Genomic DNA, 25,372 nt, shown 5'->3' with positions numbered 1-25,372 from the left:
CCCCTTTCAGAAAAACACATCCGCCGCAGCAATCGCCCGGCGGCCTTGCGCGGTCTTCAAGACCAAGGCGCCGGTTTCGTCAATGGTCTCGAATGTGCCGACACTCACCTCGGCGCGGGTGCGGGCGGTCACGGTCTGGCCCAGCCGGGCGGCCCGCGCCAACCACGCGGTGCGGATCGGGGCAAAGCCGAAGGTTTCATATTGCGCCTGAAACCGCGCAAAGGCTGGACCCAGATACGCCAGGAAATCCTCCGGCGTCACCTCGACGCCGGTTTCACCGCACAGGCTGACGGGCAGCATGGCGCCCGGTTCCAGCACCTCGGGCGCGGGGGCGTGGCGCAGGTTAACGCCGATGCCCACCGCCAGATGGCTGAGCGCGCCGGTGCCGGCGCCGGTGCTTTCCAGCAGGATACCCGCCACCTTGCCGCCGTTCAGCAGCACGTCATTGGGCCATTTGATCGCCAAGGGCACGGCAGGCCCCGCCACCGCCGCCAGCGCATCATGCAGCGCCAGCGCCGCAACAAAGGAATAAAGCGCCGCCGCCGCCGGCCCGCCCGCAGGCCGCAAGATCAGCGTGGCGGCGAAATTGCCCGGCGGATCGCGCCATTCGCGCCCGCGACGACCACGCCCCGCAGTCTGGCGCAGTGCCAGCACCCATTCCGGCCCCGCCAGCGCAGGCGCGCGGCGCGCGGCCTCGGCCATGGTGCTGTCAACCTCGGCCAGAACCGTGCAAGCAACCCCCGCGGGCCAGACCGGCGGCTTAGCGGACAAGCGCTGCTGCCGCCGTCCCGGCTGCACCTTCGATCCCGAAGAGGTTGACGATCCCCACCAGCATCACCACCGCCGATCCCATGAACAGCACCCATTGCACCGCAGGCATGCGCCGGTCCAACGGGTCGGTTTCGGTGCCGAAATACATGAAGTAGACGATGCGTATATAGTAAAAGGCCCCGATCACCGAAGCGATCACGCCCAGCACCGCAAGCCACACATAGCCCGCCTTGACCGCCGCCGACAGCACCGCGAACTTGCCGAAAAAGCCCAGCATCGGCGGCACGCCAGCAAGGCTGAACAGCAGCACCAGCAACGCCAGCGCCTTCAGCGGTTCACGCCGGGCATAATAATTCAGCGCCGAAATATCGGTCACCGGCTGACCGTCGCGTTCCATCGACAGGATGAAGGCAAAGGTGCCGATGTTCATGGCGACATAGATCGCCACATAGATCAGCATTGCCTGGACCCCCAGCGCCGACCCCGCCGCCAGCCCCACCAGCGCAAAGCCCATGTGCGAGATCGAGGAATAGGCCATCAGACGCTTGATGTTCTTTTGCCCGATCGCCGCGATCGCACCCAGAAACATCGAGGCCACGGCCAGCGCCGCCACAACCTGCCCCCAGTCGCCCGGCACAGTGCCGAAGGCGTCATGCACCAACCGCGCGAACAGCGCCATCGCCGCGATCTTGGGCGCGGTGGCAAAGAAGGCGGTCACCGGCGTGGGCGAGCCTTCGTAGACATCGGGCGTCCACATGTGGAACGGCACGGCAGAGACCTTGAACGCCAGCCCCGTGATCAGGAACACCAGCCCGAACATCAGACCCAGCGGCATCTCGCCTTCACGCACCACACTCAGGATGCCGGCAAATTCGGTCGTCCCCGCAAAACCATAGGTCAGCGAAGCGCCATAAAGCAGAAGCCCCGACGACAGCGCGCCCAAGACAAAGTATTTCAGCCCCGCCTCGGTCGATTTCACACTGTCACGGCGCAGCGCGGCCACAATATAAAGTGCCAGCGATTGCAGCTCCAGCCCCAGATAAAGCGACATCAGGTCGCCCGCCGAAACCATCATCATCATACCCACGACCGCAAGCGCGATCAGGATCGGATATTCAAACCGCAACAGGCCACGGCGGGTCAGGTAATCGACGCTCATCGCCAGAACGGCAGCGGCGGACAACAGCACCGCCACCTTGGCAAAACGCGCGAAGGCATCGTCAAGGAACAGCCCCCCAAAGGCCGTGCGCGAGGCGCCACCCGCCACCGCAATAAGCGCCGCCAGCACCAGCATCACCGCGACCGTGGCCCACAAGATCGGCCGCGCGACCTTGTCCTTGCCGGTCCAGACCCCGGCCAATAGCGCGATCATTGCAAAGAGCGCCAGCAGCAGTTCCGGCAGGATGATGGAGAAATCCGCAGAGGTCATCGTCGTGTTTCTCCCTCAATGCGCGGCAAGCGCCGCGACTTTGGCGGGCAGGCTGGCGTTATAGTCGGTGACAAGGGCGGCAACCGAAGGCCCGATGATATCGGTCACAAGGCTGGGATAGACGCCCAAAATCAGGGTCATGGTAACCAGCGGTGCAAAGATCAGTTTTTCGCGGCGGTCCATGTCGGCAATCGTGCGCAGGCTTTCCTTGATCAACTCGCCAAAAACCACCCGGCGATAGAGCCACAGCGCATAGGCCGCCGACAGGATCACCCCCGTCGCCGCCAGCGCCGCCGTCCAGGTGGACACCTGAAAGATGCCGACGATCGTCAGGAATTCGCCCACGAACCCGCTGGTGCCTGGCAGGCCCACATTGGCCATGGTGAAGAACATGAACACCAGCGCAAAGGCCGGCATCCGGTTTACCAGCCCGCCATAGGCGTCAATCTCGCGGGTGTGCATCCGGTCATAGATGACCCCCACGATCAGGAACAGCGCGCCCGAAATGAAGCCGTGGCTGAGCATCTGGAAGATCGCGCCATCCAGCCCCTGCTGGTTCGCCGCGAAAATCCCCATCGTCACAAAGCCCATATGCGCAACCGAGGAATAGGCGATCAGCTTTTTCATGTCGGTCTGCGCCAGCGCCACCAGCGAGGTGTAGATGATGGCAATCGCGCTCATGCCCCAGATCAGCGGCGCCCAAATGTCAGAGGCAACCGGGAACATTGGCAACGAAAACCGCAGGAAGCCGTAGCCACCCATCTTCAGCATGATCGCCGCCAGCACGACCGAACCCGCGGTGGGCGCCTGAACGTGTGCATCGGGCAGCCAGGTGTGAACCGGCCACATCGGCATCTTGACCGCGAACGAGGCAAGGAAGGCCAGGAACAGCAGCGACTGCATCCCGCCCAGCAGCGTAAGGCCGCCAAACCGCATCGTTTCCGACCCGAACTGATGGCCCAGAAGCACCGCGATATCGGTGGTGCCCGCATCCATATACATCGCGATCATCGCAACCAGCATCAGCACCGAGCCGAGGAAGGTGTAGAGAAAGAACTTGAAGCTGGCGTAGATGCGCTCCTTGCCACCCCAGATGCCGATGATCAGGAACATCGGGATCAGGCCACCCTCGAAGAACAGGTAGAACAGCACCAGATCCAGCGCCACGAAAACGCCCAGCATCAGCGTTTCCAGCACGAGGAAGGCGATCATGTATTCCTTGACCCGCGTCGTGACGCCCCAGCAGGCATAGATCGTCAAGGGCATGATGAAGGTCGTCAGCATCACGAACAGGACCGAGATCCCGTCAACCCCCAGCTTGTAGTTCAGGCCAAGGATCCACTTGCCCTCTTCGACAAACTGAAAGCCGGTGTCGGCAGGGTCGAACCCGGTCAGGATGAACAGCGACACAAGGAAGGTGGCCGAGGTCGCGGTCAGCGCCAGACGCTTGGCGTTGCGCTGCGCCGCCGGATCGTCGCCACGCAGGAACACGGCCAGAATCAGAGCCGCAACCAGCGGCAGGAAGGTGACGATGGAAAGCAGGTTATCCATTACTGCGCGCCCCCCTGCAGCACGACCCAGAGCATCAGCGCGACGATGCCCACGACCATCGCAAAGGCATAGTGATAGAGATAGCCCGACTGGACCCGCCCGGCGAACCGCGTCAACCACGGGATCACACCCAGCGCGATGCCGTTGATCAGCCCGTCGATCGCACCGCCATCGCCCACCTTCCACAGACCGCGGCCAATCGCACGCGCCGGGCGGACAAAGACGACCTCATAGATTTCGTCGAAATACCATTTGTTGAGCAGGAACTGGTAAAGCCACGGCAGCGCGCGGGCCAGTTGCCCGGGCAGTTGCGGCATCAGGATGTAGAACAGCACCGCCACCGACAGCCCCGACAGCATCGCAAGGAACGGCGCCGCCTTGACCCATTGCGGGGCGTGGTGGGCATCGTCCATCACATGATTGTCGGCGGCAATGAAGATCGCGCCTTGCGGGGCGGCAGGGGCCGGGATGGCAGAGGCGGCGTCTTCCGCAATCAGGTCGGCGCGCTCTTGCGCCATCGCGCTCGGGCTGTGCCCGGCCTCGGCGGTTGCCTCGGAATGCCCCTCGGCGGCGGTTGCGTGAACCGGCATCCCGAAGAAGCGCGCAACCTTGTCATGGTCGCCAAAGAAACTGCCATACCAGACCATGCCCGAGAACACCGCACCGATCGCCAGCGCGCCCAGCGGCACCAGCATTGACAGCGGGCTTTCATGGGCGTGGTCATGCGCGTGATGATCGCCCCGCGGCTTGCCCCAGAAGGTCATGAACATCAGCCGCCAGGAATAAAAGGCGGTAAAGGCCGCAGCAACCACGAGCGCCCAGAAGGCAAAGGCAGGCCCGCCCGCCCAGGCGCTTTCGATGATAGCATCCTTCGACAGGAAGCCCGCAAAGCCGATATGGGTCAACGGAATGCCCACGCCGGTGATCGCCAGCGTGCCGATCAGCATCGCATAGAAGGTCAACGGGATCTTGTCTTTCAGCCCGCCGTAGCGGCGCATGTCCTGTTCGTGGTGCATCGCATGAATGACCGAGCCCGCCGCCAGAAACAGCATCGCCTTGAAAAACGCGTGGGTCAGCAGGTGGAACATCGCCACCGAATAGACGCCCACGCCCGCCGCCACGAACATGTAACCCAGTTGCGAGCAGGTCGAATAGGCGATCACGCGCTTGATGTCGTTTTGCACAAGGCCAACGGTGGCGGCGAAAAATGCCGTCGCCGCGCCGACATAGACGATCATCATCTTGGCGTCGGGGGCGTATTCGAACACCGGCGACATGCGGCAGACCAGAAACACCCCAGCCGTCACCATGGTTGCGGCATGGATCAGCGCCGAAACCGGCGTCGGGCCTTCCATCGCATCGGGCAGCCAGGTGTGCAAGAACAGTTGCGCCGATTTGCCCATCGCGCCGATGAACAGCAGAACGCCGACCACATTGGCGGCACTCCAACTGCCGCCGAGGAACGAAAGCTGCGTTTCGGCAAGCGACGGGGCGGCGGCAAAGATGTCATCCATGCGGATCGAATCCACCAGGAAGAACAGTGCACCGATGCCCAGCAGGAAGCCGAAATCTCCCACCCGGTTCACGATAAAGGCCTTGATCGCCGCGGCATTGGCCGAGGCTTTCTTGTAATAGAACCCGATCAGCAGATACGAGGCGACACCCACCCCTTCCCAGCCGAAGAACAACTGCACAAGGTTGTCGGCGGTGACCAGCGCAAGCATGGCAAAGGTAAAGAACGACAGATAGGCAAAAAACCGCGCCTTGTAGGCCTCGGAATGGCCCCAATTGTCATCATGCGCCATGTAGCCGTAGCTATAAAGATGCACAAAGGCCGACACCGTGGTGACCACGATCAGCATGATCGCCGTCAGCCGGTCAACCCGGATCGCCCAGCTCGCCTCAAGGCTGCCCGAGCGGATGAAGTCGAACAGCGGGATCTGTTCGGTCACACCGTCATGGCCCAGAAACACGATCCACGACAACAGGCACGACAGGAACAAAAGCCCCGTGGTCACGCCCATGGCGCCCTTTTCACCGATCACGCGCCAGCCAAAGCCACCGATCACGGCCCCCAGCAGAGGGGCAAGGAGAATGATTTGTTCCATTTGCCCTTACCCCTTCATCACGTTGACTTTTTCCACGTCGATACTGCCGCGGGCGCGGTAGAACACGACGAGGATCGCCAGCCCGATGGCGGCTTCGGCGGCGGCGACCGTCAGCACGAACATGGTGAACACCTGCCCGACAAGATCACCCAGATGCGCCGAAAACGCCACGAGGTTGATATTGACGGCCAGCAGCATCAATTCGATCGACATCAAAATGACGATGACGTTCTTGCGGTTCACGAAGATGCCGAAGATGCCCGTCACGAAAAGCGCGGCGGCCACGCCGAGGTAATGTGTCAATCCGATCATGTCCGTCCCTCCGGGCGTTTCCCCGTCATCTTCGCTTCGGTCCCTGCCCCGGTCCCCCTGACCGGGCCGTCACGGTGCGGGCCTGTCACAGGCCCTGCCCCGGCTTCACATCCTTCAGTTCCATCGCCTGCGCCGGATCGCGATACATCTGCGCCAGCACATCCTGCCGCTTGACATCCCGCCGGTGCCGTATCGTCAGCAAGATCGCCCCGATCATCGCCACCAGCAGCACCAGCCCCGAGACCTGAAACAGCAGCAGATACTTGTCATAAAGCAGCATCCCCAGCGCATGGGTGTTGGTGACGCCCGGCTCGATCGGGGCCATCCGCAGCCCGCCCGCCGCATCGGCGGTGCGCCAGGTGGCAAAGCCAAAGCCCAACTGCCCCAGGATCACCCCGCCGATCAGAAAGCCCAGCAGCTTGTGGCGCAGCAGATCCTCTTTCAACTCGGCAAAGTCGATGTCGAGCATCATCACCACGAACAGGAACAGCACCGCCACCGCCCCGACATAGACGATCATCAGCAGCATCGCGACGAATTCGGCCCCCATCAGCACGAACAGCCCCGCCGAGGAAATGAAGGCCAGGATCAGCCACAACACCGAATGCACCGGGTTGCGCGCCAGAACCACCATCAGCCCGGCAATCACCGCCGTCACCCCGAAGAGGTAAAAGGTGAATGCAAATGCCGTCATGCCTTGCCCTCCATTTCGCCAAAGACGCCCTGAGAGATCTCCAGCGCCTTGGTCATGGCGGGCACGCCGCCGAACATGCTCATCTGAAAGATGACTTCCGCGATTTCGCGCTGGGTGGCGCCTGCTTCCAGCGCGTGACGGATCGTCAGCCGCAGTTGCGGCTCGGCCTGCGCACCCAGCACCACCAGCGCCGCCAGCGTTACGAGCAGCCGGGTTTTCGCATCCAGCCCCTCACGGTTGAAGGTCTTGCCGAACCACATCTCCATCATGTCCTTGGACATGGTGGGAAAGAATTTCTCGAAAGCCTTGGGGTTGAAGGTTTCCAGCGCGGGGTTGAAGGCGCGGGCCATTTCCTGGCCCTGCTCCATCATCGCCTTGAACAGCTTGGTAAATTCTTCGGTCATCTGTAGGGCGCGTCCATCTCGAGGTTGCGGGCGATCTCGGCTTCCCAGCGGGCGCCGTTGTCCAGAAGCTTGGCCTTGTCGTAGAACAGCTCCTCGCGGGTTTCGGTCGCATATTCAAAGTTCGGGCCTTCGACGATGGCATCGACGGGGCAAGCCTCCTGGCAGAAGCCGCAGTAGATGCATTTGGTCATGTCGATGTCATAGCGCGTGGTGCGGCGCGAACCGTCCTCGCGCGGTTCGGCGTCGATGGTGATGGCCTGCGCCGGGCAGACCGCCTCGCACAGTTTGCAGGCGATGCAGCGTTCCTCGCCATTGGGATAGCGGCGCAGCGCATGCTCGCCCCGGAACCGGGGCGACAGCGGGCCTTTTTCATGCGGGTAGTTCAGCGTGGCCTTGGGGGCGAAGAAATACTTCATCCCCAACTGGAAGCCCTTGATGAAGTCAACCAGCAGAAAATACTTCGCCGCGCGGGTGTAATCGAGTGCCATGCGCCCCTCCCTCAGCCTGCAACCGGCCAGCGCGCCCAAAAGCCGCCGAGAATTTCGAATTTCGCCAGAAACGCCACCAGCACGACCCAACCCAGCGACAGCGGCAGGAACACCTTCCAGCCGATCCGCATCAACTGGTCATAGCGGTAGCGCGGCACGATCGCCTTCACCATGGCGAACATGAAGAACATCACGCTCATCTTCGCCACCATCCACAGCGCGCCATCGGGCAGGCCGGGAATAGGCGACAGCCAGCCGCCAAAGAACAGCAGGCTCATCAGCGCGCACATCAGGAAAATGGCGATATATTCACCCGCCATGAACAGCAGGTAGGGCGTGGAGGAATATTCGACCATGAACCCCGCCACCAGTTCCGACTCTGCCTCGGGCAGGTCGAACGGCGGGCGGTTGGTTTCGGCCAGCGCCGAGATGAAGAACAGCACCACCATTGGCAGATGCGGCAGCCAATACCAGTTGAACAGCCCCAGATTTCCATCCTGCGCCGCAACGATATCGCCAAAATTCATGCTGCCAGTCGACAGGATGATGCCCACGATGATCAGCCCCAGCGACACCTCGTAGGAAATCATCTGCGCAGCCGACCGCAGGCTGCCCAGAAACGGATATTTGGAGTTCGAGGCCCAGCCGCCCATGATCACGCCGTAAACCTCAAGGCTGGAGACGGCAAAGACGAACAGGATCGCCACGTTGATATCGGCCAGAACCCAGGTTTCGTTGAACGGAATCACCGCCCAGGCAAGGATCGCCAGCACCATCGACAACATCGGTGCAAGGAAGAACACGAACTTGTCGGACCCGGCAGGCACGACGATTTCCTTGACCACATATTTCAGCGCGTCGGCCACGGTTTGCAGCAGGCCAAATGCGCCCACCACGTTGGGGCCTTTGCGCATCTGCACCGCCGCCCAGATCTTGCGGTCGCCATACACCAGAAACAGCAGCGAGATCATCACGAAGGCGATCACGCCCAGCCCCTGAACCGCGATCAGAAGGAAGGTTCCCAGTGGGGTGATGAGAAATTCTGCCATTTATCCTGTTCCTCAGACCGTCGGTATGCTGCGGGCCGCGCAATCGGCCAGCGCCGCCTCTGCCGCGATGACCCGAAGGCCCCGCGGCGGTTCGGGCGAAACCAGATAGGCCGCATCGGCCCGCCAGACGCCGCCCCGTTCGTCAATATTGGTGCGCAGGTGGCGCAGATAGCCCTGCCCGCGCGCCTGTGCCGCCTGCGCGGCGGCACAGGTGGCGTAATCGGTCGCCACCTGCGCCCCCCCGGCCGCCCCGGCGCGCACGACCATCAGGTCATCGGCCAGCATCTCGGCCTTGGCGCCGTGCCAGCCGGGCGCCGCCGGGCCTGCGGCCCCCTGCGCCGAACAGGCCGCCAACCCGGCCAGAAGACCCGGCGCAAGACGCGCGAAGGTGCCCGGAGCCGCCATCGTCATTCCGCAGCCATCGGTCGCACAGCCCGCGCCCGCGCCTGCGCCGACAATTCGGCCATCAGGGTCGAGGCGCGCGCGATCGGGTTGGTCAGATAGAAATCGCGGATCGCCGGGCGGAAATCGGCCCGGCCGGGGTCACGCAGCGGCAGCGGATGCCAGCCGTTGTCGGCCACCGTATCGACCGCGCCCAGATGCGGATGCGCCGCCACCAGCGCCCGGCGTAGACCGGCCAGATCGTTCCACGGCTGGATGCGTCCCAGGTCGGCCGACAGCGCGCGCAGGATCGCCCAGTTTTCATTGGCCTCGCCAGGGGCAAAACCCGCGCGGAAGGCAAGCTGCGGCCGGCCCTCGGTGTTCACGAACAGCGCGTTTTCCTCGGTGTAGGCCGCGGCGGGCAGGATCACATCGGCGCGGTTCGCGCCCCGGTCGCCGTGGCTGCCCTGATAGATCACGAACGGCCCGCCCTCGGCGGCGGGCGCGATCTCCACCTCGTCGGCGCCGAGGTTGTAGATCACCTCCACACCCTCAACCGCAGCCAGCAGCCCGCCCTCGGTTACGGCGCCCACATCCATCGCGCCAACGCGGGCGGCGGCGGTGTGCAACACCAGCATCTTGCCGCCCAACGCCTTGGTCAGCGCCATCGCATGGGCCAGAACCGCCTCGCCATCGGCCTCGTTCAGCGCGCCCTGCCCCACGATCACCAGCGCAGGCTTACCCGCGGCACCGGCGGCGGCGGCAGCGGCAACCAAGGCGGCGCGGTCGGTGCCAAGATGGCGATAGTCATAGGTCAGATCGGCAGCCTGCCCGATCAGCGTGACATCGGCGCCCGCAGCCCAAGCCTTGCGGATGCGCGCGTTCAGCACCGGGCTTTCCTCGCGCGGGTTGGTTCCGATCAGCCAGATGTCACCTGCGGTGTCGATCTCCTCGATCCGGGCGGTGCCGACATAGGCCGACCGGTTCCCGATCGGCAACCGTGCGCCGTCAGTGCGGCATTCGACCGTGCCACCCAGCCCCTCGATCAGTTGCCTCAACGCAAAGGCCGCCTCGACCGGGGCCAGATCGCCCACCAGCCCCAGCACCTTCTTGCCGGTCATCGCGCGGGCGGCGGCGGCAAGCGCCTCGGGCCAGCCGGCCTTCCGCAGACGGCCGTTTTCGCGGATATAGGGCACATCCAGCCGTTGCCGGCGCAGACCGTCCCAGACAAAGCGGGTCTTGTCGGAAATCCACTCCTCGTTCACGCCGTCATGGTTGCGCGGCAAAATGCGCATTACTTCGCGGCCCTTGGTATCGACGCGGATATTGGCGCCCAACCCGTCCATCACGTCGATGGTTTCGGTCTTGGTCAGCTCCCACGGGCGGGCGGTGAAGGCATAGGGTTTCGATGTCAGCGCGCCCACAGGGCACAGGTCGATGATGTTTCCTTGCAGGTTCGATTCCAGCGTCATGCCCAGATACGAGGTGATCTCGGCATCCTCGCCCCGGCCGGTCTGGCCCATCTGGGTGATGCCCGCCACCTCGGTGGTAAAGCGCACGCAGCGGGTGCAGGAAATGCAGCGCGTCATCGTGGTGGCCACCAGCGGGCCCAGATCAAGGTCTTCGCTGGCACGCTTGGCCTCGCGGTAGCGGCTGAAGTCCACCCCGTAAGCCATGGCCTGATCTTGCAGATCGCATTCGCCGCCCTGATCGCAGATCGGGCAATCCAGCGGGTGGTTGATCAGCAGGAACTCCATCACCCCCTCGCGCGCCTTGCGCACCATGGGGCTGTTGGTCTTGACCACCGGGGGCTCGCCGTTCGGGCCGGGGCGCAGGTCTTTGACCTGCATTGCGCAGGACGCAGTGGGTTTCGGCGGGCCGCCCACCACCTCGACAAGGCACATCCGGCAGTTGCCCGCGATGGTCAGACGTTCGTGATAGCAAAACCGCGGCACCTCGATGCCCGCCTGTTCGCAGGCCTGAATGATGGTCAGCGCCGGATCGACCTCGACCTCATGCCCGTCGATGATGAGTTTACGCAGGTTGGTCATCGCTTACTCCGCCGCCATCGCACCTGTGCGACCCGTCTTGCGGGCCTTGATGCGGTCTTCGATCTCGTCCCGGAACTGCCGGATCAGGCCCTGAATGGGCCAGGCCGCCGCGTCGCCAAGGGCGCAGATCGTGTGGCCCTCGACCTGCTTCGTCACGCTCATCAGCATGTCGATTTCCTCGATTTCGGCCTCGCCGCGAACCAGACGGTCCATGATGCGCATCATCCAGCCGGTGCCCTCGCGGCAGGGCGTGCACTGGCCGCAACTTTCGTGCTTGTAGAATTTCGACAGCCGCCAGATCGCCTTGATGATGTCGGTAGACTGATCCATCACGATCACCGCAGCGGTGCCAAGGCCACTGCGCTGCTCGCGCAGCCAGTCGAAATCCATCAGCGCCTCGTCGCATTGGGCCGCGTTCAGCATCGGCACCGACGACCCGCCGGGGATCACCGCCTTGAGGTTGCCCCAGCCGCCGCGCACCCCGCCACAGTGACGCTCCAGCAGTTCGCGCAGCGGGATCGACATTGCCTCTTCGACGACGCAGGGGTTGTTGACGTGGCCCGAGATCGCAAACAGCTTGGTCCCCGCATTGTTCGGGCGACCGATGCCCGCAAACCAGCTTGCGCCGCGGCGCAGGATGGTAGGCACGACAGCGATGGATTCCACATTGTTTACCGTGGTCGGGCAGCCGTAAAGCCCCGATCCGGCGGGGAACGGCGGCTTCATCCGCGGCATGCCCTTCTTGCCCTCAAGGCTTTCCAGCAGCGCAGTTTCCTCGCCGCAGATATAGGCGCCGGCGCCATGGTGCAGATACAGGTCAAAGTCATAACCCGACTTGCAGGCGTTCTTGCCGATCAGGCCCGCGTCATAGGCCTCGTCGATGGCGGCCTGAAGCGCCTCGCGTTCACGGATGTATTCGCCACGGATATAGATGTAGGCCGCATTCGCCCCCATCGCAAAAGCGGCGATCAGCGCGCCCTCGATCAGCGTGTGCGGATCGTGGCGCATGATTTCGCGGTCTTTGCAGGTGCCGGGTTCGGATTCGTCGGCATTGATGACCAGATAACAGGGCCGACCATCAGACTGCTTGGGCATGAATGACCATTTCAAGCCGGTCGGAAAGCCCGCTCCGCCCCGGCCCCGCAGGCCCGAGGCCTTGACCTGTTCCACCAGCCAGTCGCGGCCCTGCGCCAGAAAGCCCGCCGTCCCGTCCCAATGACCACGCTTGCGCGCGCCCGCAAGGCTGCGATCATGCATCCCGTAAAGGTTGGTGAAAATTCGGTCCTGGTCTTTCAGCATGCGCTCTTCCTCATTTTCCTGACCTTGCACCAGAATTTCTGGCACGGTGAACGGCACCCAAACTGGCGCCGCCCAAAGGGCGGGCGAACGGAAAGACCGGCTTGAAAAGCCGTCCCATCCCTGCACCCGGACAGACACCCTCCCTCTCACGGGGCCGCGGCGATCCGAAGGCAACCGAAAGTTGCCAACCTACCCTGGATCGCCAGCCCCCTGATGTGAGCGGGAGACAGCTCTTGCGAGCTTTCTTCGCTTAGCCTTCGGTTTTGGCTTTCGCCTTCACCGCCGGTTTTTCAGCCACAACGGCGGGTTTCGCCGCAGGCTTCTCACCAGCCGCCGTCTGAACGATCCCGGCCATGCCGACTTTTTCCAGCGACATGTCGTCCAGACGGACGCCAGTCACCTTCGCCAGATCGTCGTTCGAGATCAGTTTTTTCGGGGTCAGCCAATCAATCAGACCGTCCAGTTTCAGCGCTTTCACGTCAAACTGGGGCTGGCCACCAACCACTTCTTCGTTGGTCGGCAGTTTGGTCGGCGTCAGAGCCGCCATCAGATTTTGCATCTGGGTATTGGCATCCTTGCCGCCAAACGCCCATTCGAGGAAAAACCCGAAAAACACGATCGCCACCAGCCCGGCCGTCACGCCAGCCGTCGGCGACTTGTCCCCGAGACCCACCGTCAGCACCATCGTCGCAACGCCCACGCCGATCGCAATCATCCAATTGCGCGTCGTGCCGTCCATATCGTGCCATTCTTTCGTCATCGACTAGTCCTCCATCAGAGTTAGCTCAATAGACATCGCCCTTGTCGACCCGCTTCGAGAATTCGGTTTCACCACCCGAAGCGAGAAGTTTCGCCTGCGCCACCCAGTCGTCGCGACTGGCGCGGCCCTTGAAGCCCTCAAGATTGTCATCGATCCAGGCAAGTTCAGCCCCGGTCCACGAGGCCACCTGATCGAAGTGGAAGATGCCGAGGCTGTTGAGCAACACCTCGAGTGCGGGCCCGACGCCCTTGATCTTCTTGAGATCATCCGCAACGCCGCCGCGCGCAGCGGCCAGCGGTTCGGGTCGGGAGAGATACCCAGCGGGGGCCTCGACCAATCGCTCGGTCGCCGCGGTTTTCGCCGCGGCCGCAGGGGCCTCGGCCTGCGCAGGTTGACCCTGCGATGGGGGAGCAGACCGGGCAGTGCCGCCCAGCCAGGGTGTCAGAACCGGGGCTTCGCTGCCGTCGATCCGCTTGACGGTATCGCCCAGCGCCATCGCCAGTTCCACGCTTGCATTATATTTGGCCCGCCCCGCCGCATAATCGGCAAGGCTGGTCAGACCCGAGGCAGGCTCGGCGGCATAGCGGCCTTTCTGCGAACCAGGCTGCGGCACACGGCCCGCCGCCAGTTCGTCCAGAATATGCGCAAGGCTTTCGGCCGTCAGATCCTCATAGTAATCCTTGCCGATCTGCGCCATCGGCGCATTCGAGCAGGCGCCAAGGCATTCGACCTCTTCCCAGCTGAATTTGCCATCTGCCGACAGCGTATGGGCGCTGTTGGCGATCTTCGACTTGCAAACGCCGATCAGATCCTCGGCGCCGCAGACAAGGCACGAGGTGGTGCCGCAGACCTGCACATGCGCGACTGAGCCGACCGGCTGCAACTGGAACATGAAGTAGAAGGTCGCCACTTCAAGCGCGCGGATATAGGGCATCCCCAGCATGTCAGCGACATGTTCAATAGCCGGGCGGGTCAGCCAGCCTTCCTGTTCCTGCGCGCGCCACAACAGCGGAATGATCGCGCTGGCCTGACGACCCTCGGGGTATTTGGTGATCTGCGCGCGGGCCCATGCCTCGTTGGCCGGGGTAAAGACAAAGCTTTCAGGCTGATCATGGTGAAGGCGGCGCAGCATCAGCGGTCGATCTCCCCGAAAACGACATCCATCGTACCGATGATGGCGGCCACATCGGCCAGTTGGTGGCCGCGGGCCACATGGTCCATGGATTGCAGATGCAGATATCCGGGCGCCCGTATCTTGGCGCGATAGGGCTTGTTGGTGCCATCCGACACCAGATAGACGCCAAATTCACCCTTGGGCGCCTCGACCGCGGCGTAAACCTCGCCAGCGGGAACGTGGAAGCCCTCGGTATAAAGTTTGAAGTGGTGGATCAGCGCCTCCATGTCGCGCTTCATCTCGGCCCGTTTCGGCGGCGTCAGCTTGCCGCGCGCCAAAACATCGCCGGTGGCCACGCGCAGCTTGGCAATCGCCTGCTGAATGATGCGGGTCGATTGCCGCATCTCCTCCATCCGGCACAGATAACGATCGTAGCAGTCGCCGTTCTTGCCCACCGGTATCTGAAAGTCGAATTCGTCATAGCATTCATAGGGCTGGCTGCGGCGCAGATCCCACGCAGGGCCCGAACCGCGCACCATCACCCCCGAATAGCCCCATTGCAGGATCTCGTCTTCGGTGATCACGCCGATATCGACGTTGCGCTGCTTGAAGATGCGGTTTTCCGTCAGCAGGCCGTCGATATCATCAAGCACCTTGGGGAAGGCCTCGGCCCAGGCTTCGATGTCATCAAGCAGCGCAGGCGGAAGATCCTGATGGACCCCGCCGGGGCGGAAGTAGGCGGCGTGCAGCCTGGCCCCACATGCGCGTTCGTAAAACACCATCAGCTTTTCACGTTCCTCAAACCCCCAAAGCGGAGGCGTCAACGCACCCACATCCATCGCCTGCGTCGTCACGTTCAGCAGATGGCTCAGGATACGCCCAATCTCGGAGTAAAGCACACGGATGAGACTTGCGCGGCGCGGCACTTCGACGCCGGTCAACTTTTCGATAGCAAGACACCAGGCATGCTCCTGGTTCATCGGGGCAACGTAATCGAGCCGGTCAAAATAGGGCAGATTCTGCAGATAGGTGCGGCTTTCCATCAGCTTTTCGGTGCCGCGGTGCAGAAGGCCGATATGCGGATCGCAACGCTCCACGATCTCGCCGTCAAGCTCCAGCACCAGACGAAGCACCCCGTGCGCCGCGGGGTGCTGCGGGCCGAAGTTGATGTTGAAATTCCTGATCTGCTGCTCGCCCGTCAGCATGTCGTCAAAGCTGGCGTCCATCATTTCACCTTCATTCCGTGCTTGTCCGGGCGGCGGGCCGCCCGAACGGGCTCAGGCTTTCTTTTCATCGCCGGGCAACTGGCCATGCGCCCCCTCCCAGGGGCTGAGGAAGTCGAACTGACGATAGTCCTGCACCAGTTTGACGGGTTCGTAGACGCAGCGCTTTTCGGCCTCATCATAGCGCAGTTCGACATGGCCCGTGGTGGGAAAATCCTTGCGCAGCGGATAACCGCGAAAGCCGTAATCCGTCAGGATGCGGCGCAGATCGGGGTGGCCTGAAAACAGGATGCCGAACATGTCGAACACTTCGCGTTCGAACCAGTTGGCCGACGGGTGAACCGAGGTGATCGAGGGCACCAACTCATCATCGCGCACCGCAGCCTTAACCCGGATACGATGGTTCTGATACATCGACAGGAAATGATAGACCACGTCGAACCGCGCCGGGCGCTGCGGCCAGTCAACCGCGGTGATATCCACCAGCGAAGAGAACCGGCAGGTCGCATCGGTGCGCAGAAATTCGACGAAATCGACAAGGCCCGAAGGCGTCACCGTTACCGTCAATTCGCCAAAGGCCACCTCGGTGGCCAGCACGTCGCCGGGGCGCCGCACTTCGATATGAGCCGCAAGTTCGCGCAGGGATTCGGGCATGGCGTTCACTCCTCAGCGCGTCAGCGTGCCGGTGCGGCGGATTTTCCGCTGCAACTGCAGGATGCCATACAGCAGCGCCTCGGCCGTGGGTGGGCAACCCGGCACATAGATATCGACCGGAACGACCCGGTCGCAGCCGCGCACCACCGAATAGCTGTAGTGATAATAGCCGCCGCCATTCGCACAAGACCCCATGCTGATCACATAGCGCGGCTCGGGCATCTGGTCATAGACCTTGCGAAGTGCGGGCGCCATCTTGTTGGTCAGCGTGCCCGCCACGATCATCAGGTCAGACTGGCGCGGGCTGGCGCGCGGCGCGGTGCCAAAGCGTTCCAGGTCATAGCGCGGCATCGAAGTATGCATCATCTCGACCGCGCAGCAGGCCAGACCAAAGGTCATCCAGTGCAGGCTGCCGTTGCGCGCCCAGTTGATCACATCCTCGACCGAGGTCAGCAGAAAACCCTTGTCCTGCAACTCGGCATTCAGCGCGACTGTGGCTACCTCGCGGTCAGGGCCGGCGGTATTGGCTCCGGTCATCACGCCCATTCCAGCGCCCCCTTCTTCCACTCATAGGCAAAGCCCACGGTCAGCACGCCCAGAAACACCATCATCGACCAGAAGGCCACATCCGACAGGCTGCCAAAGGCGACAGCCCAGGGGAACAGGAAGGCCACCTCAAGGTCAAAGATGATGAACAGGATCGACACGAGGTAAAAGCGCACGTCGAATTTCATCCGCGCGTCGTCAAAGGCGTTGAAGCCGCATTCGTAGGCCGAAACCTTTTCTGGGTCGGGGTTGCGCACCGCGATCAGCGCGGCGGCAAGGATCAGGATCAGCGCAAGCCCGGTTGCCAGCGCAAGGAAGATGAGGATCGGAAGATACTCTCGCAACATCTCGTCCATCGGCTGCCCCCTCCCCTGAGCGATCCGTCCACAACGGGCCGGATGAATGTGATTTAACGATGCACCATTCTCCGGTCAACCGAAGGCAGGGACGAAAACCCTCGTTTCCGGGGGTGTCGCGACAAAATGTATACGATTGTGCACAAGATGACGCAGGGGCCTCTCCGGTTTTCGGGGCAGCGCGGGGCCAAGGCGCCCCCCGGAACGAAGCGCCGCGCGAATCTCTCCCTCGGTAACCGCCTTATCGCGCCCAGCCGGGCTTGCGCCGGTCGAAAAAGGCCGCGATCCCTTCGGCCGCCTCGGGGCTTTCCCAGCGGGCCACCAGCGCGGCGATGGTCGCCTCGATCACGCCTTGGTCAATGGGCGGACCGAGACGGCGGGCCAGCGCCTTGGCCTCGGCTACGGCCCCCGGCGCGCAGGCCAGATAGGGGGCGACTTCCGCCTCGATCGCCGCGTCAAGATCGGCGACCTCCACGGCGCGGGCCAGCAGTTGCAATCGCACCGCCTCGTCGGCCCCGAACAGCCGCGCCGACATGAACACCCGCCGCGCCAGCGCCTCTCCCATCCGCGCCAGAACATAGGGGCCGATGGTGGCGGGGATCAGCCCCAGCCGGGTTTCCGTCAGCCCGAAACGTGCTGGCGTGGCGCCGATGGCCACATCACAGACCGCCATCATCCCCACCCCGCCGCCAAAGGCATTGCCGTGGATGCGCCCGATCACCGGCTTGGGACAGATGTTCAGCGCGTTCAGCATCAGCGCCAGCTTGGTGGCCTCGACCGCGCGGGTGGGACCGTCGGCGGCCATCTGATCGCGCATCCAGCCCAGATCGCCGCCGGCACAGAAACTCTCTCCCGCGGCTTGCAAGATCACCACCCGCACCGCGGGATCTGCACCCAGCGCCTGCGCGGCCCGTGTCAGCTCCGCGATCATCGCGGCATTCAGCGCATTGTGCTTTTCAGGCCGGTTCAGCGTCAGCCGCGCCACGCCGCGCGCGTCGATATCTGCCGTGATCGTCTGAAACATCATCCCCTCATCCCCCGTGCCAGCGCCGCCGCCTCGGCCAGAACCGCTGCCTTAAGGCCGGTGTCATAGCCCAGCGCGCGCAGCCGCGCGTCCACCGCCTCGGTCGCCACATTGCCCGCGGCGCCCGGCGCATAGGGGCACCCACCCAAGCCCCCCACCGCCGCATCAAACACTCTCAGGCCCAGCGCCAGCGAGGCTTCGATATTGTCCAGCGCCCGGCCCGCCGTGTCATGGTAATGGCCAGCAAGGCTTTGCGCGGGCATCTCGTCCAGCACCGCGCGCAGCATCGCGGTGATCGTTTCGGGCCTGCCCTGCCCGATCGTATCGCCAAGGCTGACCTCGTAGCAGCCCAGATCGCGCAGCGCGGCCACCACGCGCGCCACCGCCCCCGGCGCCACCGCGCCGTCAAAGGGGCAATCGGTAACCACAGAAACATAGCCACGCACCCTTACCTGATCGAGCCTTGCAGCCTCGATGATCGGCAAAAACCGCTCGATGCTCTCGTTGATCGAACAATTCAGGTTCGCCCTGCTGAAACCTTCGCTGGCCGAGGCAAAGATCGCCACCTCATCGGCACCGGCGGCGCGGGCAGCCTGATAGCCCTTCAGGTTCGGCGTCAGCGCGGCATACCGCACACTGGGCGCGCGGGCGATGCCTGCCAGCACCTCGGCGGCATCGGCCATCTGCGGCACCCACTTTGGCGAAACAAAACTCGTCACCTCGATCCGCCGGAACCCCGCGCGGCTCAGGCAATCGACCAGCGCGATCTTGTCCGCCGTCGGGATCAGCCGCTTTTCGTTCTGCAAGCCGTCGCGCGGGGCCATTTCAAAGATTTCGACGAATTCGGCCATCTCATCCCTCCGGCGCGGGGTAGAAGTCGCGGGTATAGATCTGTGCCACCCCGTCACGCACCACTGCGCGGGCAAATGCGGGGCGATCAGACAGCCGCGCCAGCCAGTCGCGCAGCCCCGGCAGCGGATCGAGCGATACGAACCGCTGCCCGATCATCGCCCCATAGCTCACCGCGATATCCACCGCGGAAAACCCCGAGGGCAGAAGATGGTCCCCCGCCAGGCCGCGTTCGACCACCTCCAGCGTCTTGGCCAGCCGCGCCGCCTCCAGCCGCATCACCGTGGGGCTGCGCATCCAGTCCTCGCGCAGCACGATATGCTGCTGGGTCAGGTTGGCCACATGAACCGCGATGGTTTCGGCAAAATGCAGCCATTCCAGCCAGTCGGCCCGTTCGGCGGGTGCACCCAGCAGGGCGCCTTCACGCTCGCACAGATATTGCGTGATCGCCCCGCTTTCAAACAGTCGCCGACCGTCGATTTCCAGCGCGGGCACCCGGCCCGCGGGCGACAGGGCCAGATAGTCGGGGGTGCGCAGCGACTTGTCGAAGAACGAATGTTCCGCCACCTCGAACGGCAGACCAAGCTCTTCCAGCAGCCACAGAATGCGAAAGCTGCGCGCCTGCGGAACGTGGTGCAGCCGGATCATGGCTCGTCCTCCAGCCGGATCAGCGCGGCCCCGGCCTCGACCTGTGTGCCGGGGGGCACCAGCACCTCGGCCACCACGCCCCCGCGCGCGGCGGTCAGCGTGTGTTCCATCTTCATCGCCTCCAGCACGGCCAGACGGTCGCCCAGCACCACCGCCTGCCCCGGCGCCACGAATACCGCCTTCACCACCCCCGGCATCGGCGCCAGCGTCAGCCCGCCGCCCGCCACCTGCACCTGCCGCGCCAGCGGATCGACCACACGAAACTGGAACGCCGCCCCCGCAAACACGGTAACCCGATCACCATGGCGCAGAAGGCGCGCGCCGGTCTTGGCCCCGTCCACCCACCAGCCATCGGGGTGCAGGCGGCAATCATGGGGCTGGCCGTCCAGTTCGACCGTGGCATGGCCGGGGGCATGGGCCAGCACCACCGCAGCCACCCCCTCCAGCGGGGACGCACGGCGCAGCGGTGCCCACAGAGTAAAGCCCGCCCCCTGCCCCGCCTCCAGCCCCAGTGCGGCCAGCGCCGCAAGCGCGGTCACGGCAGGTGAGGCCACCGGCGGCGCCACCAGCGCCTCCAGATCGCGGGCGATCAGCCCGGTATCCACATCGCCTGCGGCAAAGCCCGGATGACGGGCCAGCGCGCTCAGAAAGGCCAGGTTGGTGACCGACCCCGCCACCTCGGTCTCCTCCAGCGCGCGGGCCAACTGGCCCAGCGCCGTGGCGCGGGTGGGGCCATGGGTGATGATCTTGGCGATCATCGGGTCATACCACGGGCTGATCGTATCGCCCGCCCGAACCCCGGTATCGGCCCGGAACCCTTCGGAAAAGCGCAAATGCGCCAGCCGCCCCGTGGCGGGCAGAAAGCCCGCGGGCACATCCTCGGCATAAAGCCGTGCCTCAAAGGCATGGCCACGGATCGCCAGATCCTGCTGCGCGCAGGGCAAGGGCTCGCCCGAGGCGACGCGTAACTGCCATTCGACCAGATCGACGCCGGTGATCGCCTCGGTCACCGGATGTTCGACCTGTAGGCGGGTGTTCATTTCCATGAACCAGAACCGGTCGGGGCGCAGCCCGTCACTGGCGTCAACGATGAATTCCACCGTGCCGGCCCCGCAATAGCCGATCGCCTCGGCGGCGCGCACCGCGGCCTGGCCCATGGCGGCGCGCATCTCGGGGGTCATGCCGGGGGCCGGGGCCTCTTCGATCACCTTCTGGTGGCGGCGCTGCAGCGAGCAGTCGCGCTCGAACAGATGCAGCGCGGCCTTGCCATCGCCAAACACCTGCACCTCGATGTGGCGGGGCTTTTCGACGTATTTCTCGATCAGCACGGCGGGGTTGCCAAAGGCGGTGCGCGCCTCGCCCTGCGCGCTTTCCAGCGCGGCGGCGAAATCGCGCGGCTGATCGACCCGCCGCATCCCCTTGCCGCCGCCCCCCGCCACCGCCTTGATCAGCACTGGATAGCCGACCGCGTCGGCGGCGCCGGCCAGATGCTCGGCGTCCTGATTGTCGCCGTGATAGCCGGGCACCACCGGAACGCCCGCCTCGGCCATCAGGCGCTTGGCGGCGTCCTTCAATCCCATCGCCCGGATCGCATCGCCCGAGGGCCCGATGAACACCAACCCCGCCGCCTGCACCGCATCGACGAAACCAGGGTTCTCCGACAGAAAGCCATAGCCCGGATGAATCGCCTGCGCGCCGGTGGCACGCGCCGCCGCAATGATCGCATCGCCGCGCAGATAGCTGTCGGCAGGCGCCGGGCCGCCGATATGCACCGCCTCGTCGGCCAGCGCCACATGACGCGCGCCCCGGTCGGCATCGGAATAGACGGCCACCGTCGCCACGCCCATCCGTCGGGCCGTTTCGATCACGCGGCAGGCGATCTCGCCGCGGTTGGCAATCAGGATCTTTCTGAACATTTCCTGTCTTCCCTCATCTGGCTGCCGTCGCGGCGGGGGCTGCCTGCCCCCGCACCCCCGGGGATATTTGCACCAAGATGAAGTGACCCCTTCATCTTGGCAGAAATATCCCCGCCGGAGGCAAGAAAGTTACATCCGGAACAGGCCGAAGCGCGTCGGTTCGACCGGCGCGCAAAGGGCCGCCGACAGCGACAACGCGAGCACCTGGCGCGTCTTGCGCGGGTCGATGATGCCATCGTCCCAAAGCCGGGCCGAGGCATAAAGCGGGTGGCTCTGACGCTCGAACATCTCGATGGTGGGGCGCTTGAACTCGGCCTCTTCCTCGGCGGTCCACTGGCCGCCCGCGCGCTCGATCCCCTCGCGTTTGACGGTGGCCAACACGCCCGAGGCCTGCTCGCCGCCCATAACGCTGATGCGCGAATTGGGCCATGTCCAGAGGAACCGGGGCGAATAGGCCCGCCCTGCCATGCCGTAATTGCCCGCGCCAAAGCTGCCGCCCACCAGCATCGTGATTTTCGGCACATTGGTGGTGGCCACCGCCGTCACCATCTTGGCGCCGTGGCGCGCGATGCCTTCGTTTTCGTATTTCCGCCCGACCATGAAACCGGTGATGTTTTGCAAGAACACCAGCGGGATACCACGCTGGCTGCACAGTTCGACGAAATGGGCGCCCTTGACCGCAGCCTCGGAGAACAGCACGCCATTGTTGGCGACAATCCCCACCGGGCAGCCCATCACATGCGCAAAGCCCGTCACCAGCGTTTCGCCAAAGCGCGGTTTGAATTCGTCGAAGTATGATCCGTCCACCACCCGCGCGATCACCTCGCGGATATCGTAGGGCGTGCGCAGGTCGGCGGGCACCGCGCCGAGAATTTCGTCGGGGTCGTAGGCGGGGTCTTCGGGTGTGGCCCAGACCACGGTTTCGGGCTTGCGGCGGTTGAGGTTGCCCACTGCGCGGCGCGCCAGCGCCAGCGCATGCGCGTCATCCTCGGCCAGATAGTCGGCAACGCCCGACAGGCGGGTATGCACATCGCCGCCGCCCAGATCTTCGGCCGAGACCACCTCGCCCGTCGCCGCCTTGACCAAGGGGGGGCCGGCGAGGAAGATCGTGCCCTGATCGCGCACGATGATCGTGACATCCGACATGGCGGGAACATAGGCGCCGCCCGCGGTGCAAGACCCCATCACCACCGCGATCTGGGGAATGCCCTTTGCGCTCATCCGCGCCTGATTGTAGAAGATGCGCCCGAAATGGTCGCGGTCGGGGAAGACCTCGTCCTGATTGGGCAGGTTGGCGCCGCCCGAGTCGACCAGATAGATGCAGGGCAGCGCGCAGTCCTCGGCGATTTCCTGCGCGCGCAGGTGTTTTTTCACCGTCATCGGGTAATAGGTGCCGCCCTTTACGGTGGCGTCGTTGGCCACCACCATCACCTCTTGGCCCATCACCCGGCCAATCCCGGCGATCACACCTGCGCAGGGGGCAGCATTGTGATACAGCCCATGCGCCGCGGTGGCGCCGATTTCGAGGTAGGGCGAACCGGGATCGAGCAGCCCCGCCACCCGGTCGCGCGGCGCCATCTTGCCGCGCCCGACATGGCGCGCCAGCGCCTTTTCACCCCCCCCTGCGGCGGCATGGGCCGCAGCCTCGGCCACCTGATCAAGCATCGCCAAATGCGCCGCGCGATTGGCGCGGAAGGCGTCGGAACTCGGGAGAACCTGCGAGAGAAGCTTCATGCCCACCCCTCCCGCGAACGGGTGGGGCCAAGTGGCCGGTCATGTCTGTGTGTCACCCCTGTCTCCCCCCAAGGGTCCGGGCGGCGCAGGGCGCGCGGCCCGGACGGTTTGCCTAGTAGGCCACGGCGCTTTCCAGAAACTGCGCCTGTTCGCCAATCAGTTTCATCGTGCAGTTCGAGGCCGCCGTCATCGTATAGGGCGTGCCGCGGCGCATCATCGCCTCGACCGAGCAGCGTTTTTCGCGCCAGTCGGCCCAGGCGGTCTGCATCAGCTCCAGATCCTCGGTCAGTTTGAACGGAATCGCCTTGGATTTGGCGTTTTGCGCGAATTTCTCGTCGGCCAGCTTGGCCTTTTCCATCATCTGATCGTAGGCGGTGTTCATCCGCAGCGTCCAGTATTCCGCCTCGGCCCCCATGCAGGCGGCAATGTCGGTATTGGCGGGGTCTTTCATCGCCTTGCGGCAGGCCTGCGCCGAAGCGCCGATGCAATCGCGTTTGGCCGAGGCGCCCTGCGCATTGCTCAGGCAGGTTTCGGTCGCCTCGGGCGTGAATGGCACGGCCTGCTGGGCAAGGGCCACACCGGGAACGCACAGCGCAAGAGCCGCCATGATCGGGACCAGTCGCATGATACACCTCATTTGTTGAGTGAAGAATGTATCTTTGCTTACTCCATCGCCTTCATGAGTTCACGCCCCACCAGCATCCGCCGGATTTCGGATGTGCCTGCGCCGATCTCCATCAGTTTCGCGTCGCGGAACAGCCGACTGACCACGCTGTCGGCCAAAAACCCTGCGCCCCCCATGGCTTGCACGGCCTGATGGGCCTGCACCATCGCCTGTTCGCTGGCATAAAGAACGCAGGCGGCAGCGTCGGCCCGCGTCACCTCGCCGCGATCACAAGCCCGTGCAACAGCATAGGTGTAGGCGCGGGCCGAGTTCATTGCGGTATACATGTCGGCGATCTTGGCCTGCATCAGTTGAAAGCTGCCGATCGGCTGGCCGAATTGCTGGCGGTCGCGCAGATAAGGCATGATCTCGTCAAGGCAGGCGGCCATGATGCCGGTGCCGATGCCCGACAGCACCACACGTTCATAATCCAGCCCCGACATCAGCACACGCACGCCGCGGCCTTCCTGGCCCAGCACGTTTTCGTCGGGCACTTCGCAGTTTTCAAAGATCAGTTCGCCGGTGTTCGACCCGCGCATCCCCAGCTTGTCGAAATGCGGCGAGGTCGAGAAGCCCTTGAAGCCGCGCTCGACGATGAAGGCGGTGATGCCCTTGGCCCCCGCTTCGGGATCGGTCTTGGCATAGACCACCAGCGTATCGGCATCGGGGCCGTTGGTGATCCAGTATTTGTGACCGTTCAGCAGATAGTAGCCGTCGCGTTTTTCGGCGCGCAGCTTCATCCCGACCACATCCGAGCCTGCGCCCGTCTCGCTCATCGCAAGCGCACCGACCTTGGCGCCCGAAATCAGTTCGGGCAGGTATTTGTGTTTCTGCGCCTCGGTGCCGTTGATCTTCAACTGGTTCACGCAAAGGTTGGAATGCGCGCCATAAGACAGGCTGACGCTGGCGCTGGCGCGGGCGATTTCCTCGGTGGCGACCACATGGGCCAGATAGCCCATCCCGGCACCGCCATAGTCTTCGGAAACCGTGATGCCCAGCAGCCCCAGATCCCCCATCTCGCGCCAAAGCGGCTCGGGGAAGCAGTTCGAACGGTCCACATCGGCGGCAATCGGCTTCACCCGCTCTTGCGCCCAGCGGTGCACCATGTCGCGCAGCGCGTTCACATCCTCGCCCAGATCGAAATTCATGCTGCCCAGAAACATCGACGCCTCCCCGCGCTGACGGTCATCCTGTGGCGCTCGTTATTGAACGCATGTTCATTTAATTGCGCGAAAACCGAGTCGCGTCAAGCGCGCAGATCGGCCAAAGAGCCCCGTCAGCGCGGACGAGCGGCTTGCCCCAGCCCCCCCGCGCAGCTATCACGCCCCCAACCCTGCAAGCCCCGGA

Annotated in this window: 25 protein-coding genes; all 25 read right to left on the bottom strand. The window is 64.1% G+C overall.

Features of this window, described 5'->3' with window-relative positions:
* Positions 1-6: 6 nt before the first annotated feature.
* A complete protein-coding gene (locus tag C5F46_RS04095; RefSeq protein ID WP_268935651.1) occupies positions 7-771 on the bottom strand; it encodes a biotin--[acetyl-CoA-carboxylase] ligase in 765 nt (254 codons plus the stop codon).
* Complete coding sequence (gene nuoN, locus C5F46_RS04090) at positions 761-2,200, bottom strand: NADH-quinone oxidoreductase subunit NuoN (RefSeq protein WP_107324084.1); 1,440 nt, start codon at positions 2,198-2,200, stop codon at positions 761-763. Before nuoN ends, C5F46_RS04095 begins: the two co-directional genes overlap by 11 nt.
* A 15-nt stretch (positions 2,201-2,215) precedes the next feature.
* Positions 2,216-3,751: an NADH-quinone oxidoreductase subunit M gene (locus C5F46_RS04085; protein ID WP_107324083.1), complete on the bottom strand. Its 1,536-nt coding sequence runs from the start codon at positions 3,749-3,751 to the stop codon at positions 2,216-2,218.
* Positions 3,751-5,859 (bottom strand): NADH-quinone oxidoreductase subunit L, encoded by a 2,109-nt coding sequence (gene nuoL, locus C5F46_RS04080; RefSeq protein WP_107324082.1) that lies wholly within the window; start codon positions 5,857-5,859, stop codon positions 3,751-3,753. The genes C5F46_RS04085 and nuoL overlap by 1 nt, the downstream gene beginning before the upstream one ends.
* A 6-nt stretch (positions 5,860-5,865) precedes the next feature.
* Positions 5,866-6,171: an NADH-quinone oxidoreductase subunit NuoK gene (gene nuoK, locus C5F46_RS04075; RefSeq protein ID WP_107324081.1), complete on the bottom strand. Its 306-nt coding sequence runs from the start codon at positions 6,169-6,171 to the stop codon at positions 5,866-5,868.
* A gap of 85 nt (positions 6,172-6,256) precedes the next feature.
* Positions 6,257-6,865, bottom strand: a complete 609-nt coding sequence (locus C5F46_RS04070; protein ID WP_107324080.1) for an NADH-quinone oxidoreductase subunit J — start codon at positions 6,863-6,865, stop codon at positions 6,257-6,259.
* Positions 6,862-7,269, bottom strand: coding sequence for a carboxymuconolactone decarboxylase family protein (locus tag C5F46_RS04065; protein ID WP_107324079.1), 408 nt, complete (start codon positions 7,267-7,269; stop codon positions 6,862-6,864). The genes C5F46_RS04070 and C5F46_RS04065 overlap by 4 nt, the downstream gene beginning before the upstream one ends.
* Positions 7,266-7,757: an NADH-quinone oxidoreductase subunit NuoI gene (nuoI, locus tag C5F46_RS04060; protein WP_107324078.1), complete on the bottom strand. Its 492-nt coding sequence runs from the start codon at positions 7,755-7,757 to the stop codon at positions 7,266-7,268. Before nuoI ends, C5F46_RS04065 begins: the two co-directional genes overlap by 4 nt.
* A gap of 11 nt (positions 7,758-7,768) precedes the next feature.
* A complete protein-coding gene (gene nuoH / locus C5F46_RS04055) occupies positions 7,769-8,806 on the bottom strand; it encodes an NADH-quinone oxidoreductase subunit NuoH (RefSeq protein ID WP_107324077.1) in 1,038 nt (345 codons plus the stop codon).
* Positions 8,807-8,818: 12 nt separating this feature from the next.
* The gene (locus C5F46_RS04050) at positions 8,819-9,217 is read right to left on the bottom strand and encodes a hypothetical protein (RefSeq protein ID WP_235820077.1); all 399 of its coding nucleotides are present in this window, start codon (positions 9,215-9,217) and stop codon (positions 8,819-8,821) included.
* Positions 9,214-11,238 carry an NADH-quinone oxidoreductase subunit NuoG gene (gene nuoG / locus C5F46_RS04045; protein WP_107324075.1) on the bottom strand — a complete coding sequence of 675 codons (2,025 nt, stop codon included), beginning with the start codon at positions 11,236-11,238 and terminating at the stop codon, positions 9,214-9,216. Before nuoG ends, C5F46_RS04050 begins: the two co-directional genes overlap by 4 nt.
* 3 nt (positions 11,239-11,241) lie before the next feature.
* Entirely contained in the window at positions 11,242-12,537 is a 1,296-nt protein-coding gene (gene nuoF / locus C5F46_RS04040; RefSeq protein WP_107324123.1) for an NADH-quinone oxidoreductase subunit NuoF, read from the bottom strand.
* Between the two features lie 250 nt (positions 12,538-12,787).
* Complete coding sequence (locus tag C5F46_RS04035; protein WP_107324074.1) at positions 12,788-13,297, bottom strand: hypothetical protein; 510 nt, start codon at positions 13,295-13,297, stop codon at positions 12,788-12,790.
* Between the two features lie 25 nt (positions 13,298-13,322).
* Positions 13,323-14,429: an NADH-quinone oxidoreductase subunit NuoE gene (gene nuoE, locus C5F46_RS04030; RefSeq protein ID WP_107324073.1), complete on the bottom strand. Its 1,107-nt coding sequence runs from the start codon at positions 14,427-14,429 to the stop codon at positions 13,323-13,325.
* The gene (locus C5F46_RS04025; protein WP_107324122.1) at positions 14,429-15,637 is read right to left on the bottom strand and encodes an NADH-quinone oxidoreductase subunit D; all 1,209 of its coding nucleotides are present in this window, start codon (positions 15,635-15,637) and stop codon (positions 14,429-14,431) included. Before C5F46_RS04025 ends, nuoE begins: the two co-directional genes overlap by 1 nt.
* Positions 15,638-15,688: 51 nt before the next feature.
* Positions 15,689-16,288 (bottom strand): NADH-quinone oxidoreductase subunit C, encoded by a 600-nt coding sequence (locus C5F46_RS04020; RefSeq protein WP_107324121.1) that lies wholly within the window; start codon positions 16,286-16,288, stop codon positions 15,689-15,691.
* 12 nt (positions 16,289-16,300) lie between these two features.
* Positions 16,301-16,834, bottom strand: coding sequence for a NuoB/complex I 20 kDa subunit family protein (locus tag C5F46_RS04015; RefSeq protein WP_275955487.1), 534 nt, complete (start codon positions 16,832-16,834; stop codon positions 16,301-16,303).
* Positions 16,825-17,190: an NADH-quinone oxidoreductase subunit A gene (locus C5F46_RS04010; protein ID WP_107324072.1), complete on the bottom strand. Its 366-nt coding sequence runs from the start codon at positions 17,188-17,190 to the stop codon at positions 16,825-16,827. Before C5F46_RS04010 ends, C5F46_RS04015 begins: the two co-directional genes overlap by 10 nt.
* Before the next feature lie 241 nt (positions 17,191-17,431).
* Positions 17,432-18,214 carry a crotonase/enoyl-CoA hydratase family protein gene (locus C5F46_RS04005; protein WP_107324119.1) on the bottom strand — a complete coding sequence of 261 codons (783 nt, stop codon included), beginning with the start codon at positions 18,212-18,214 and terminating at the stop codon, positions 17,432-17,434.
* Positions 18,214-19,065, bottom strand: a complete 852-nt coding sequence (locus C5F46_RS04000) for a hydroxymethylglutaryl-CoA lyase (protein WP_107324071.1) — start codon at positions 19,063-19,065, stop codon at positions 18,214-18,216. Before C5F46_RS04000 ends, C5F46_RS04005 begins: the two co-directional genes overlap by 1 nt.
* Before the next feature lies 1 nt (position 19,066).
* Positions 19,067-19,711 carry a glutathione S-transferase family protein gene (locus tag C5F46_RS03995; RefSeq protein WP_107324070.1) on the bottom strand — a complete coding sequence of 215 codons (645 nt, stop codon included), beginning with the start codon at positions 19,709-19,711 and terminating at the stop codon, positions 19,067-19,069.
* Positions 19,708-21,627, bottom strand: a complete 1,920-nt coding sequence (locus C5F46_RS03990) for an acetyl-CoA carboxylase biotin carboxylase subunit (protein WP_107324069.1) — start codon at positions 21,625-21,627, stop codon at positions 19,708-19,710. Before C5F46_RS03990 ends, C5F46_RS03995 begins: the two co-directional genes overlap by 4 nt.
* Before the next feature lie 129 nt (positions 21,628-21,756).
* A complete protein-coding gene (locus C5F46_RS03985; RefSeq protein WP_107324068.1) occupies positions 21,757-23,361 on the bottom strand; it encodes a carboxyl transferase domain-containing protein in 1,605 nt (534 codons plus the stop codon).
* A gap of 112 nt (positions 23,362-23,473) precedes the next feature.
* Positions 23,474-23,986, bottom strand: coding sequence for a lysozyme inhibitor LprI family protein (locus C5F46_RS03980; protein WP_168796825.1), 513 nt, complete (start codon positions 23,984-23,986; stop codon positions 23,474-23,476).
* Between the two features lie 38 nt (positions 23,987-24,024).
* The gene (locus tag C5F46_RS03975; RefSeq protein WP_107324066.1) at positions 24,025-25,188 is read right to left on the bottom strand and encodes an isovaleryl-CoA dehydrogenase; all 1,164 of its coding nucleotides are present in this window, start codon (positions 25,186-25,188) and stop codon (positions 24,025-24,027) included.
* Between the last annotated feature and the right edge of the window lie 184 nt (positions 25,189-25,372).

The sequence above is a fragment of the Phaeovulum veldkampii DSM 11550 genome (assembly GCF_003034995.1).
Lineage (GTDB): Bacteria > Pseudomonadota > Alphaproteobacteria > Rhodobacterales > Rhodobacteraceae > Phaeovulum > Phaeovulum veldkampii.
Note: the sequence above shows the minus strand (reverse complement) of the source record. Positions and strands in the feature narration are given on the sequence as shown.